At 33.6% G+C, this 16,639-nt stretch carries 3 protein-coding genes; all 3 read right to left on the minus strand.

What is annotated here, in order from left to right; translation table 11 throughout:
- Nucleotides 1-5,443, minus strand: a 5,443-nt coding sequence (locus SB724_RS18640; protein WP_410572266.1) for an amino acid adenylation domain-containing protein, incomplete at its 3' end; no start/stop codon positions are given.
- Between the two features lie 120 nt (nucleotides 5,444-5,563).
- On the minus strand, nucleotides 5,564-12,541 hold the full coding sequence (locus SB724_RS18645) for an amino acid adenylation domain-containing protein (RefSeq protein WP_410572268.1): 6,978 nt from the start codon (nucleotides 12,539-12,541) through the stop codon (nucleotides 5,564-5,566).
- A 220-nt stretch (nucleotides 12,542-12,761) separates the two neighbouring features.
- Entirely contained in the window at nucleotides 12,762-16,604 is a 3,843-nt protein-coding gene (locus SB724_RS18650) for a beta-ketoacyl synthase N-terminal-like domain-containing protein (RefSeq protein ID WP_410572270.1), read from the minus strand.
- Nucleotides 16,605-16,639 lie beyond the last annotated feature (35 nt).

The raw sequence follows: 16,639 nt of genomic DNA on the forward strand, positions 1-16,639 counted from the left end.
TCGACTTCTCATTGAGTTCCCGGTACGTAAGATAATGATCTCTAAACTTCACCGCTATATGATCAGGGCGTTTATCCGCTTGGTCTTCAAATAGCTCCTGTAGTGTTTTTTCTCTGTCATAATCTGCTTGTGTATCATTAAACTCTTCTAAGAGTTGGTGCCGTTCATTGTCTATCGTGATATCAATCTCCGAAATGTTGACTGTGGGGTCTTCTGAAATGATTTCCATCATTCTAATGAAATGGTTTTTTATATTCGTTACAGTTTCCTCATCAAACACATATCCATTAAAAGAAAACGTTATGTTAAACTCTTCAGAAGGCACTACTTTAACATTAAAATCGTAATTCGTTTGCTCGACTCCACTTACATATTCAACGCTGTATCCTAATTCAGTTAGGAAATCAAAATTCCTTAATTTTTCATCGATATAGAAATTTTGAAATGTCAATTTAGTAGTTATCAATTGATTTTTAAGATCCGTAAGTGATTGGACATCTGCCAGAGGACAGTAATCATATTGCTCAGATTCTAATGCATTTCTTTGAGTTTCTCTTAAAATTTCTTCAAAAGTGCTGCTTTCACTGCATTTAATCCTGACAGGTATCAAATTAATAAATAATCCGACCATATCTTCGATACCGTCCACTCTATGATTTCTTCCTGATACAACTGATCCAAATACACTATCATTCGTGTTGTTATATTTTTGAAGAAGAAGCCCCCAAATGGCCTGCATTACAGTATTCATAGTAGTCTTGTTTAATTTGGATATTCTCTCTACTTCTGTTATCAACTTGCTATCTATTTTGAACTGAACTTCTTTTGGTAAATATTCATTGGACCTTGTTTTAGACGTTTTAGTAATTGCCGGGAGCTCCATAGATGTATCATAACCTTTTAAATATTCATCCCAATATAATTTTGCTTTACCACTATTTTGTTGTTGCAGCCAATTAATATAATGAACATATTGTTTGACGTTATTAGAATCTAAATGTCTACCGTTCTTTAAGTTAGCGTAGATTTCAAAGAAGTCCCTCATTAAAATCCATTTGCTCCAACCGTCTGTCAGTATATGGTGAGTACTCCATATTACTTTATAACTTTCCTTATTTACCTTTAGTATCGATATTCTCATAAGCAAATCTTTACTTAAATTAAAGACATTTTTTCTATCCGCTAGTTCAAACTTTTTCACAAAAGCACTTCTATCATTCTCGTTCATATTTGTTAAATCTTTATAGAATATTCTGGATTCCCTTTCCATCATAACAATTTGTCTTGGATTATTGAGATTTTTATTGGCGATAACTGTTCTCAAGATGTCATATTTACTTACCAAAACATCAAAACTCTTCTGCATCAATTCAATATCAAGATGTCCTATAGCCAAATATGAAGTTTGATCAAAGTATGCGGAAGACCGTTGATCCATAAGAGAGTGGAAAAGCATTCCCTCCTGCATTGGAGAAAGAGCATAAATGTCAGATATTTTACAATTTCCATGCATTTCATATGTCTCTCTTAAGCTATCTAACTCTTCTATTGTTAGTCTTTTATCTGAATAATCAGATGGCGTAAATTCAACCGAGCCTTTATTTTTACAATGTTCTATGACATCTATGAGATTTCTCTTGTATCTGACTGCTAAATTAGACATGGTGCTATCCCGATATCTTTTGGAGTTGTATAAGAATGTAAAGCTTAATTTTTTCTTAGTGATCATTCCATTAATATCAATTTGATTTATTCGCTTTCCTTCTAAACTCATATTATTTCCAGTAGATAGTTTAGAAATCTCAATTATTTCTTCTTTTATGGAATCATCAAACTGTCCTAAATAGTTAAAACCGATCTCTGGCTCACGATTATTCCAATTGTTCACTGGACCCATATATTTTAAAAGACCATAGCCCACTCCCTTGTTTGGGATACGCCTTAAACTTTCTTTTACTCTCTTTAACGAGTCGGAAATACTAATGTTTTTTTCACTTATCAACAATGGGAACTGAGCGGTAAACCAGCCAACCGTTCTATTAATATCAATATCGCCTTGTAAAATCTCTCTTCCATGTCCTTCGAGATTAAGTATGATTTGCTCTTCTGAAGTCCACTCATTTATTGTTAAACCAAGACTTGTTATTAATAAATCATTTATTTCAGTGTTGTAAGCTCTGTTGGCTTTTTTCAATAAGTCCTCTGTTTCTTCTTCACTTAATTCAATCGTTACCTCTTTAAAGTATTTAAACTTATTGTCCTCTTCACTGCATGAATAATCTGAAGGCAAGGGTTTCACTTTAATTTTCTCGATTTCATCCCAATATTGAAACTCCTCTAAAAGTTCTGGAGTTTTAATTTGCTTTTGTAAGTATTCCGCCCATTCCTTAAACGAGTTCGACTTAGTTTGGAACTTTACATTTTCTCCTCGTGTTACTTGACTATATCCCTCAGAAAAATCTTCAAGAAGTATTCTCCAAGAAACTCCGTCTACCACTAAGTGATGAATGGCAATTAATAGATGATCTCCTTTGCTGGTCTTAAATAGTGCTAATTTCACAAGAGGACCGTTTTCTAAATCAATATTGCTTTGAATCTCATTGCATTTTTCCTTTATTTCATCTTCAAAATAGTTCACAGCAAGGTAATCATAAGTTTTTATAGAAACTAAACTTGCTTTCTCTATTCCCCTGTTAAACTGTTTAATTTTATTATTATCTCTTTTATATTGCATTCTTAGAGCGTCATGATGAATGACTATTTGTTCAAAAACCATTCTGATAATATCTTCTTGAAATCCATCTTCGCGAAACAGCATAACTGCTTGATTCCAATGATGATTATTAGAAATATTTTGTTTGAAAAACAAGTGTTGGATGGGCGTTAATGGAACATCCCCAGTGACTGGCTCTTGATTAATAATTGTTTCGTTTTTTTTGATTTTAGAAGCAATAGATTTAAGATTACTGTTATTAAAAATCTCTTTCACTTCCAATTTATACCCAAATTTTTGCAACTTAGAGTTGATTCTAATTGCCTTTATGGAGTCACCGCCAAGCTCAAAGAAGTCATTATTCATTCCAATTTTCTTAATCCCTAATACTTCACAGCATATCTGTGATAACATTTGTTCTTTTTTATTATTTGGCGCTTCATATCTATTATTTGTAAGATGTTCTAAATTTAGTTTGGGCAGTGCTTTTCTATCGAGCTTCCCATTAGGAGTGGTGGGTATTTTTTCAAGTTGAATAAAATAAGAAGGCACCATATAATGGGGCAAACTCTTTTTCAATGAATCTCTTAATTGCATGGTGTCGATCTTTTTATTTCCTGCTATGTATGCACATAGATATTTACCTATGCTGTCATCATCGCCTGATAACACGACAGCCTGTTTTATCTCTTTGAATTGCAAGAGCTTGTTCTCAATCTCTCCTAGCTCAATTCGAAATCCTCTAATTTTTACTTGATGGTCTATTCTCCCTAAATACTCAATAGTCCCATCTTCTTTCCATTTAGCCATATCACCAGTTTTATACAGTTTAGTTCCAGGATTAAACTGGTTACAGACAAATTTTTGAACAGTTAAATCGGGTCTGTTTAAGTACCCTTTAGAGACTCCTTCTCCACCTATACATAACTCTCCAGGTATCCCTACTGGTTGAAGTTGACTGTCAAAATTCATAATATACACTTGAGTATTGTCAATCGGCTTTCCAATCACAACATATTCGCTGTTATCGCATTTTGCTGTGATTGAATCTACTGTCGTTTCAGTCGGCCCATAACAGTTGTATAGGTCATACCCCAATGTAATAATTTCTTGCTTTATAGATTGCGGAAGGGCTTCGCCTCCACTCATCAACACGTTAACACTCTCCAATTTTTCCCCATCTAATATAAATTCCTGAAGGCTTGATGGTACTAATTGAATGATGTTAATTTGATTTTTCTGTACAAACTCTCTAAACTTTTCCCTATTGAATTTCTCATTTTCAGTTGTTATATAAAGTGTTCCTCCACTTAAAAGTGGGGAAATAATCTCTACAACTGAAGCATCAAAAGAAATGCTGGTATTTTGTAAAACATTTTTGTTTTCATTTATTTTACAAATGCGCCCTAACCAGGATGAAATATTGATTACACTTCTGTGATGAATAGGTACCCCTTTAGGTTTCCCAGTAGAACCAGAAGTATAGATTACATATGCTAAGTTTTCTGCATTATTAATAGGCTCCAAATTTAAATGTGATTTAGAATAAGTGAAATTTTCATCTAAATATATTTTTGTTACGTCATAATCTAAATGATCATTTATCGATCGCTGGGTGACTACTATCTCAGACTTACTATTTTTAAGCATATAATCAATTCTATCAGGTGGATATGAAGGATCAATTGGCAGGTATGCTCCCCCAGCCTTAAGGATACCCAGCATCCCTACTACCATCTCCACTGACCTGTCTACTATAAGTCCAACAATAGATTCGGGTTTTATACCTTTTTCTCTTAATAGTCTTGCAAGTGCATTCGCTTTTTCATTTAGCTCTTTATAGGTAAGTCTTGTATCCTTACATACAGTTGCAATTTGATCTGGTTGTTTCGCTGCTTCCTCTTCAAACAATTCCTGTATGGTTTTGTTTTTTGGAAATGGAATAGCTCTTTCGTTAAATTGATTTAAGATTTGATTTTTTTCCTCATCTGTAATAATTTCTACATCTTTTATTTGCACATCAACATTATGAACAATTTCTTGGAGTATCATTATAAATCTATTTCCAAATGCTTCGATCGTAGATTTCTTAAATACATTGGCATTATAGATAAGATCAAAACCAAGTGTATTATCTTTCTTTATAATATATATTGTTATTTCATTTTTAGGTGAATCACATATATAATTCACGAAATCAGGTGAGTGAAGGGTGTTTAAAGCCATACTAACAGGAGTAAGTTCCAAAGTATTTTCTGCCAATCCTAACCCCTTTAACATGTTATCTATATTTAAGTCCTTATGTTTATAGGTTTCTATAATTCTATCTCTTACCTGCATAATTAAAGTCTTTACATTAGAGTTTTTATCCACCTCTTTTATATAGGGTAAGACTTTATTAAACTCGATATCATTTTTTTGCATGTTTGCTATATATATGGGAATGCCTAATATACTTTCAGTTTTACCTGTATATTTGTACAATTGTATATGTAAAGCAGCTAAAAACACTGAAAATAGCGGAAAATCATTTCCTTTAGTCATTACAACCATTTTTTGTTTCAGAGCTTCTTCTATAGAAAATGAGGTAGTAGATTTTTTGTAGTCTTCTATTTTTAAAAAATCATGAGGGAGTTCAACTTTTTTCTCATTTGCTATATCTAAACTCTCCCAGTATCTTCTTGAGTCTTCCTCTTTATGTAGTAAAGCCTCTTGCTTATTAACGCTCATATCCCATCCTCCATTCTTGAAGATACCTTTAAACATTAAACAGGTTATTAATAAAGCAGGGGGACAAATAATTATTTTTGCCCCTCCTTTTTTTACCTTTAAAGGGCCATCTTTCTTGCCTTAAAAAGTGAATGAGAAATCTTGATCTTTGAACTCATCTAAAACTTTTTCCTCTCGTAATAGAAACTCTTTCTCTTCTTCTGTTCTAATCGAGATCTGGCTTAAAGTAATTTCTAAATTTGTGGTTATATTATTAATAATTGTTTTAAAATCTCTTATAGCTCTATCTATTGTTGTCTTCTTGAATAACTGTGAAGAGTATTCAAAATACATCTCTATATTTTGCTTTCTCTCTAATCCCACAAGCATTAGATCAAACTTTGCAATCCCATTTTCAAATATTTTTGGTTTTAAAATTCCGTCATTTAATTTAATGTCTGAATAAATATCTGCGTCCGTCATATCAAACAGCACATCAAATAAGGGATTTCGTCCTTGTTCCCGCTTAAGTGAAATAGCTCTAATTAATTCTTCAAGCTGATAACCTTGGTTGTCATAAGCTTGGATAGAATTTTCTTTTACTTCCATAATGAAATCTTTTATAACCTTTTCTTTAACTGGAAGATTTCTTATTGCAAGTGTATTAACAAATACTCCTATGATATTTTGTAGATCTGCATGAGTCCTCCCTGCAACTGGTACTCCTACGACAATATCCTCCTGCCCGCTATATTTTGATAAAAGTATATTGAAAGCAGTCAATAAGAGCATATGCAGTGTAACTTCCTGTTCTTTTGCCACATTCTTAAGTCCTGCTGTGGTTTTTTCATCTAATTGGAAAAAGATTTTCTCTCCTATGAAGCTTTGCTTTGATGGCCTCTCATAATCATATGGCAAATGAAGTACGGGAACATTCCCTTGGAATCGATTCTTCCAATATAGCGCCTGCTTCTCCAGCCCTCCTGATAGAAGAAATGCATTTTGCCATTGTGAGAAATCCTTATACTGTAATCTCAAAGGTTTTAATATTTCACCGTTGTAGAGTTTTGTCAGTTCTTTAATAAAGATGCTCATGGACACCCCATCTGAGATGATATGATGCATATCAATAAATAAATATTCACCATTATTATTTTCCAAAATTTTTACCCTGAACAAAGGTGTTTTATCTAACTCAAACGGTTGGATAAATGTCTTCACTATTTCAGATATGTCCGTTTCTCTAATCTTTTCGCGCTCCAAACAGAATTGCTGAAAAGATTGAACCTTTTGTACAATTTCTCCGTCCACAGTCTCAAAATAAGTTCGCAACCCTTCATGCCTTTGGACAAGCTGTTTAAAAGCATTTTCTAATTTTTCATGATGTACTTCTCCCTCAAGTTTTAAAATCCCCGGCATATTATAAGCAGTGCTCGTTTTCTCAACTTGCTGAAAGGTGTACATGCGTTTTTGAACAGAGGATGTTTCATAAAAATCCCTTTCAATAGAAGGCTCAATCGTTTCATAGGGATCCTCGGCGGTCGTTTCAATGTAACTGCTCAACCCCAAGATTGTTGGATTCATAAAGAATTGCTTCAATGGAACCTCAATATGAAATACTTTATGAATTTCACTGATAACAACTGTTGCTTTCAGAGAATGGCCGCCAAGATTAAAGAAATTATCATGAATTCCAACCGAGTTCACTTTTAATACTTTTATCCAAATAGTTGTTAGTTCTTTCTGAATAGCTGTTTGAGGAATCTCATAATTACTTGTGATAAGCCCAGAATCATCTGGTTCCGGCAATGCATTCCGATTCACCTTTCCATTATTCGTCAACGGAATTTTATTCATCTCCATAAAGTAGGATGGGATCATGTAATCCGGAAGGCTCTCCTTAAGGTAATTTTTCAATTCGGATTTATCTAAAGCTTTTTGACAAACGATATAAGCACATAGATATTTTTGATTTTGTTCATCTTCCTTTGCTATCAGGACTGCTTCCTTAATACATTCATGACTGACCAACCGATTTTCAATCTCTCCGAGCTCTATTCTAAAACCTCTGATTTTCACCTGATGATCTATCCTACCCATATATTCAATTTCTCCATTAGGCAGTAATTTCACTAGATCACCAGATCTATACATTTTTTCATTATCAGAATATGGATTTTGAACAAATCTTTCTTTTGTCAGTTGCTCTCTGTTGAGATACCCACGGGTTACACCTGCTCCGCTTACACACAACTCCCCAGGGATACCGATTGGCTGAACATTTAAATTCTTGTTAACAATTAAAGTTGTTAAGGTAGGAATAGGTTTCCCTATATTACTTGCTCCATCTCTCACTTCCTTTTCCCCTATTTCCTTAAATGTCACATGTACTGTCGTTTCAGTGATTCCATACATGTTGATCAGTTTGGTCTCAGGGTATTTTTTTAGCCATTCATCCAGCGTGGTCGACTTTAAAGCTTCTCCACCAAAAATGATGTAACTTAGACATAATTCCTTTGAAAAGTTCTGAAGCTCTATCTTCATTAAGTTGTAAAAAGCAGTAGGTGTTTGATTTAATACTGTTACTTTTTCACCTTTTAATAAGGATAAGTATTTCGCAGTTTCTTTTGCTGTCAAATCAGAAACAATGACCAACTTTCCTCCATAGAGTAAGGCTCCATACATCTCCCATACAGAAAAGTCAAAAGATGGAGAGTGGAACATCGTCCAGACATCTTTATCTGAAAAATCGAACTCCATTTGATCATTGATCATAAGGCTAACTACATTTCGGTGTTCGACCATGACACCTTTGGGATGACCTGTGGTACCCGATGTATATATGATATAAGCTAAATCCTTCGATTTATTTATTAATGGAAGGTTTCCACTTGGACCTTTAAATATTGAATGATCTTCAAGACTAATGATTATTGATTCAACCTCTGTTCTTTTATACGTGTTGGAGGTAATTAATAATTCCAGTCCTGAATCTTTTATCATATAGTCTTTACGATCTTCCGGGAGTTTCGGATCAATCGGCAAATAGGCTCCTCCGGCCTTTAAAATCCCCAATATTCCTACAACTAATTCAAGCGACTTACCTACCATCAGCCCAACTATTGACTCATCCTTTATACCTTTCTCCCGTAAGACACGCGCCAGCTGATTAGCTCTTTGATTAAGCTCGTTATATGTTAATGCTTCTGTTTCAAATTTTACAGCGATGCGATCTGAATTTTTAGCAGCTTGTTCCTCAAATAATTCCACAATAGTCTTTTCTTTTGGATAATCCGCCTTTGTTACCTTAAAATCATGCAGCATCAGTTGCTTTTCCGCTTCCGTAATCATTTCTATTTCAGATAAATTCGCGTCTGGATTCCGACAGATACTGGCCACGATTTGTTTGAAATGCTCAACCATCCTTTCGATGGTTTCTTTGGTAAAAAGGTCAGAATTGTATTCAATGTTGCATTGAAATTGTTTTTCTTGGCTAATTTCAAAAAATAAATCAACCTTAGAGCCTTCTTTTTTTATTTCATAACTCTTAATGTCCAGATCTCTAAAATTAAATTCTTTCATAAGATTATTTTGGAAAGTAAAAAGCACATCAAATAGTGGGTTTCTACCTGCACTTCTATCTACATCAACTAATTCAAGCAGCTCTTCAAGAGAATAATCTGAATGTTCAAATGCATTTAAAGTACCTTCTTTTACAAGACTTAAAAATTCAATGAAGGAATGGTGAGGTTCAGGTTGATTTCTAAGTGGAATGGTATTTACAAACATTCCAATTAAATTATTAATATCGAGATGGTTTCTTCCTTCAATAGCAGTACCAATTACTATATCTTCTTGATTTGAATATTTAGCTAGGAGAACATTCAAAGCGGCTAAAAAGAACATGTAAGGCGTCGCTTTATTGGTTAAACATAATTTTTCAACTTGATCACCAACATTTTCATCCAGAACGAATGAAATGTTATTTCCATTAAAAGTTTGCTTTACAGGCCTAGGAAAATCAGTTTCTATAGTAAGAACAGGAACATTATTCTGATAAAGCGATCGCCAAAATTTTTCCTTTTTGTCTTTTTCTGCTTTGGTAGCAACTTGACTTTTCCAGAGCATATAATCCTTGTATTGCACTTTAGGCGCAGGTATTTCCAATTCATTGTAATCAGCTAATAATTCATGTAAAAATACCACTGCGCTTGCCCCGTCAAATATAATATGGTGAGCATCTAGCAGTAAAACATGCTTATTCTGTTCAAGCTTAACTATCTTGACTCTCATAAGCGGTAACACATTCAAATCAAAAGGTTTTATAAAATTATTTACCTCTTTATCAAGAAATTCCTTCTCGTTCATGAAATCCTCGTTTTGTGAGTATTGAACGTTTAGTTTAAAAGGTTCTTCTATTTTTTGAACTAGCTTTCCATTCACTTCATCAAAGTATGTTCGTAAGCTTTCATGCCTTTTGATAATGTTATGGATAGCACCCTGTAACTTCCTGACGTTTACTTTTCCTTCTATTTCTATAGCTGTGGAGATATTGTAATTTAAACTTGCTGGGTCTAATTTATGAAGCATATACATTCTTTTTTGTACTGAAGATAATGGGTAAAATTCTTTTGAGCTAAGATTTGTTATTTCAATCTGTTCGCTCGGATTTACGGCTGTAGCGTCAATAATTGCGGCTAAATTCTTTATGGTGGGCTCTGTAAATAGTTCTTTAATTTGTATACTTTTATTAAAATCTCTTTCTATACTTGCTATTAATTTCATTGCTTTAAGAGAATTGCCACCTAGTTCAAAAAATTGGTCTTCCGTAGTAACATTTCTCAAATCTAATATATCTTTCCATAATGGTATTAGTTTCTTTTCCGTATCAGTCAACTGCTCATAAAAATCTAGTATTACACTGTCTGCTCTGTTTTCTAGATTGCTTACTTTGATAAAAGCAGTGGGGATCATAAACGCTGGTAAACTCTTTCTCAAGCCTTTAACAAGTTCACTTGCGTCATTTATCGTCTCATTAAGTATAATGTAGGCTATCAGCTCTAATTTCTGTGGATCATATTCACATAAAACATCTTTAATTTTGGAATTTCTTCTTATATGTTCTTCAATTTTATATAAACTTACTTTTCTGCCCTTTAATACGAATTGTTTTTCTTCTTCTCCAAGTACAGTTAACTGACCTTCCTCATTTATTTTGCCTAACAGGTTTGTATTATAAATTTCTGTGGTATTCGGTCCAATATAAATTTCTCCTACCATTCCTGTAGGCAGTAACTGCATATTCTGATCTAGGATAAATACTTTAGCTTCTTCTCCATTTGATAGTCCATATTGACTTAAGTTTATTCCTGCAAGACTATTAATGTATTCATATGAAAAAGAGGAGAAATGGCTTAATATATTAACTTCTTCTTCATTTGAGACTACATTCATCTCGGAAATAACAGTCAGATCTTCCTCTATTATCGCTTTTAGTATTCCCTTAAAATAGCCTGCCCATCTAGTGATTGTTTTGTCAGATAAAACCTCTTTGTTATAATCAAATCGCAAGATCACTTGACTATTAAATTCAATAATGGTCAAAAACAAGTCATATTTGCTCTCACTTATTGTAATAGGATAAAACTCGCACTCTGTTTCATTAAAGCTATTATTAACATTTTTAATCATATTAAAAACTACATTGTAACTCTGCTCCGCATTTTGTTTATGAAGGTAACTTGATTCGTTTAATTCTTTAAAAAATTGAGATACTTTCTGTGAAAGGCTAACCAGGTCATCCGTTTCTTCGACATCTAAATGAACCCCTATCATCTCTACACAGTTTCCTATGAGATTATCAATATTTATAATATTTTGACCTGCAAAAGGAACACCAATGGATATATGCTGACTTTGGCTAACCTTACTGATAAGTGCTATAAAAGAAGAAAACATGGTATGAAAAAAACTCATATTGTTCTTTGCTGAAATTTTTCTAACTTGATCAAATGTTTCTTTATTTTCAATTAAATCTAGCCTAGCTCCGACATATTCCTTACTTTTTGGTTCATGATTAAAATTCAGGTCCATAAAATTATCGGTTTTCGAATGATATTTTTCTCTAAATGTCGTTCCTTTATCTTCATTCATACACAGCCATTCATCCCTTACTTGGATGAATTCTCTGAATTGAAGTGGATCATCCATTTTCGGCATGTCACCAATTGATATACTGTTATATATTTCTGTGATTTCATTTAACAAAACGCCAATTGACCAGCCATCCGCAATGATATGGTGAATTACAAGTACGAAAACAGATTGATTTTCTGCCTCTTCTACCAGCAGCGCCCTAAATAGACTCTCAGATAATTTGAAAGGCTGTTCTGCAAACTCCGTAACAATTTGATTCGTATATAATCCAGAATCCTTGACAACTCTTAAGGGTATGAATTGTTCCTTTAAAAGTTGCTGCATTCTTGCTTCTTTATTGATTTTAGTCCGAAGAGATTCATGTCTCTCAACTACTTTATTAATAGCTTTTTCTAAAAAGGATATATTAATTTTCCCATGAATTCTTAAAGCAATCGATTCGTTAAAAGCTTTTTCCGATAAATCATGTTGTACGAGAATACTCTCCTGTTCTTTCGTAAGTGGAATCTCACAAAGGAATGCTTCATCAGCTTCTCTTTTAATGTCTTTTGATTTTGTTCTGGCTTTTACTTTGGTGATGAGTTCATGGATATCTTTATATCTGTTGGATGTTTCTTGAATTATAGTCTCTTTGTCGGCTTTTATAACAGTTGTGGACTCCTCTATTTCCCCTATTTTCAAAGGTTGAGTTGTCTCATTTAAAATCGACTGATATTTTGTTTTCTCCGAAAGGTATTCGGCTATTTTATATAGGTCGGTTAATTCTTCATATACTTTTGAAAAAGGAATTTCTACACTGAAATGTTGTATGATAGAGTAATTTATTTTAGTAAATACAATAGAATCCATGCCCATTTCTACAAGGTTTTGATTTATATCGATTTCACTCTTATTTATTTTAGTTATTTTTGAGACGATAGTAAGTAATTCATCCAGAGTTTCATTTAAATTTTTAGTTTTCATTTTCTGCCCCCTGCCCTCTTTGTGTTAACCATCTAGAGGTGACAAATCTGATTTTTCAAAAGGGATAATCAAATGATTTTGACAGAGAATACTCTTTACACAATGGCTATCCCTTAAATACTAGGCTTCGAAACCTTATAATTCGATTATTTCCGTTAAATTCTATATACCGGAAAAACACTGGCAGATATTTACGTATATCTTATACATCAAGTACGGTTTAATTTAAAACCTTCTCATTGTATGTAAAGGATGGCCAGCATCTCAGCTTCTGAAATTCATAAGACGGTAAACTGACTTTGTTGACATAGGACAAACTATAAAAGCCCTCCCAAGAAAGGTCTGCTCCTCTTGTATATATTTGTGATATTCTATTCAATTGAATTAGTCGGTTATTTCTATCAATCTCAGAAATTAAAGTATTTCCATTCTTGCTAAGCAGGCTAACTTGATCCTTACTTAACTGTCCGATTTTTTTAAATGCTGCAGATTCCTTCAACCTTTTATGGATTCCATAGAATGTTTTGGTTGAAAGGTCAGTCTTAAACGTAAACCTCTTTAGTTTATTAAGTAAATCTTTTATTGAATCTGTTATGATGGCTGCTCTAATCTCATGATGTTCACGAGCTACATTTGAGGTGTAACAAATATCCTCAATCCTCATATCCTTATTCTTTTCAAGGGATCTGATATAACTTTCAATAAGTTGTTTTAATACTTGTTTGTTTTTTGCGGATATAGTAAAAATGAGAGGCAATTCTGTATGACTTTCTGGATGAAATTCTTTCTTAACTGAATACTCTTCTAGGATGACGTGGCAATTTGTCCCAGAAAAACCAAAGTTATTGATTCCACACCTTCTAACGCCTTTAACAGGCTCCCATTTCATTTCAACAGTAGTTGGGAAGAATGGTGTTTTTTCAAACTGAATATTTTTATTTGCTTCTTTAAAATTAGCTAACGGTGGAATGATTTTATGCTGCATCATTAAACAGCATTTAACCAAGCTAGATAGTCCCGATGCTTCATATAGATGCCCTATATTTCCTCTAACCGAACCAATAGAACAATATTGTTTCCCATTGCTTCTTCCATAAGCATTGGTTAAACCTTGAATTTCTATTGGATCTCCAATAGGTGTTCCTGTCCCCTGTGCTTCTATATAACTCACAGTGCTCGGATCCACATCTGCCTTTTGTAATGCTTCTAAAATAGCAGCTGTTTGTGCCGCTGGATTTGGTGCAGATAATCCTAATGATGTTCCATCATTGTTAATTGCAGTACCCTTTATGACAGCATAGATATGATCTTTTGCTGCTTCCGCTGCACTTAGCGGTTTAATCATTATAGCGACGACACCTTCTCCTTCACCTGTTCCATTTCCGTTTTTATCGAATGGTCTGGTTCGATAGTCGTCTGATTCAAAACCAGCTTTAAAACCGTCTTCGACAGGAATTGTTTTTAATCTAATTCCGCCAACGATTGCTTGCTCGCAGCTTCCGTCCCTTAATCCCCTACAGGCTAAATCCAGTGCTACTAAAGAAGAGGAACACGCTGAATCGACCATTAAATTGGGTCCTTTTAAATCCATAAAATAAGAGACTCTCCCAGCAATATTAGATGACAAATATCCTGTTGGAGTTGAAAAATCTTCAGATGTTTTTACAATTTGCTGATATTTAAAACCATCCATATCACTCATATAACCTACGTAAACTCCGGTCTTTGTCCCTTTCAATTTATCACCCGAATAACCCGCATCCTCTACTGCTTTTGAAGCTTCTTCTAAAAACAATCGTTGAGCCGGTGCCATGGAAACGGCTTCCACTGGAAGTATATTGAAGTATTTATAGTCAAAGCTATCAATTTCATCTAGATAAGAGGCCTGTTGGAATTCAAGGTTTTCTGTGGCTTGTCCTTCTTTCTTTAAATATTCATAAAGGTCATTTTTTCTATTATTAGGTAACTCTCTCACTGCTTCTAATCCATTACGAATTAATTCCCAGTATTCGTCTAGTCCTGTTGCATGTGCTACTCTTACTGATATCCCAACAATTGCTACGTCCTCATTTTGAACAGACAACTTGTTAATACACTTTTCCTTTTTTTCTGACAATGAATCTCCGTATTTTATGTATCTAGCCAATTCTTTGATAGTAGGATTTGCATAAAAATCAGCAATCGTAATCTTTTCAGTATATAATTTCTGCAACTCTGATGACATCTGAGTCAAAGTAAGAGAGTCAATCCCTATTTCAAAAAAGTTGTCATTTATACCAAATTCCCTGTCTGGAATAAACTCTTTACAAACGTCAAGTAATTTTCCCTCCAACTGTCCAATTTCTTCATTATGTTTTTGTTGAAGCTGGAGCTTTATTTTCTTTATTTCGTTAACTACAGGATCAAATATACCTTCTTCAAACTTTTGAACAAGATTAAATCTTTGTATTTTTCCGCTTGTGGTCTTCGGAATTTGTTTGATTGGAATTACATGATCTACCTTGACTCCCAATTTTATATTTAACTCTCTTTTTATATTTCGCTCAACATCAAGGAATTTATCAATTGGTTGTCTAAATCTAACAAATGCTACTACTTTCTCTGACTGCTCTTTATAATTTCTGACCCCGCCAATAGCAACCTCTGCCTCAGTTAAAGGTATTCCGGCAACATCTCGAATAATTCTTTCTAAATCATGCGCATAGAAATTTTGGCCGTTTAAGAATATAACGTCTTTGTATCTGCCAATAACAATTAGTCTTCCGTTATGCATAAAACCTAAATCACCTGTATTTAACCAACCTTCATCACTTAATACTTCTTTAGTTTTATCCGGCATATTGTAATATCCACTAGTAACATTTGCACCATGAATTTCAATAAACCCTACGGTATTATCACCTAACACATTTCTTTCTTTATCTGTGATTCTCACGTCTGTATGTTTAATAGGGGAACCCACATCAATAAAAACTGTAGCAAAACGACTTTCTTCATTGTCCATTACAGCTACGGTATCACCAATATTCATTTTTCTTCTATCAATGACCCACTCTATTATTTTTCCTTCAGATGGATTAGGTGAAGCTACACCAAGACAGGCCTCAGCAAGTCCATATGATGGAAGCATCGTTCTCTTTTTTAAACCATACTGACTCATTTCAGATAAAAATTCTTCACATAAGTCAGCCGAAATTGGTTCAGCACCATTTATAATTAACCGAACATGTGATAAATCATAGTTCATTGAAAATTTTTTCATATATTTCAAGGTATATCTGTATCCAAAATTAGGAGAGAATAATAAAGTTGATTTATGCTGAGTGGCTTTCTCAAGCCATAGAGTAGGTCTTCTAATGAAATCATTTGTATTAATCTGCACTTGATTAATATTCAAAAATGTCGGTACTAAATGACAGCCAATAATCCCCATGTCATGCGTTAAAGGCAGCCAAGTTAATAAACTGTCACTCATACTCATTTCACCATTGGTAATGATGCCATCTATATTTGCCATTATATTGCGGTGTTTTAATATAACCCCCTTGGGGTCACCAGTTGAACCCGAAGAAAACTGTACAAATGCAATATCATCTTCTGTACACTCGTGGATGTGGCCCTCTTCCTCGAAATTATAAACTTCTTGAATATCAATTACTCTATTGCGTATTTTTACAGTATCTATTCCTGCATGCTGTGCATATTTCATTAAATTCTCATATTGTTCCATATCACATATCAGATAAGGATTATTTAATTTTTCCCAAACCTTAAAAAATTTCAACTTATGTTCATCGTTGGTACCTGAATTAACTGGTACTGGAATAAAACCACCAAGTATTCCCGCCCAGAATACATTGATGAAGTCCTCATTATCTTTTAATTGAAAAACTATCTCATCCTTATAAGTAACTCCTTTACTTTGTAAAAAACCTAATATCCTCAAACTCGTCATCAACAATTCTTTATATGATACACGCTTTTCTTTTTTTCTATTTTTAACAAACGTAATTCCTTTGGTTTCTTCACTTGCTTTTTTTTGAATAGCACTTAATAAAGTCATTGTTTTATCCCCCCGAATGAAATGACGATTGATAT

The organism is Bacillus sp. SIMBA_031, assembly GCF_046535225.1.
Classification (GTDB): Bacteria; Bacillota; Bacilli; order Bacillales; family Bacillaceae; genus Bacillus; species Bacillus velezensis.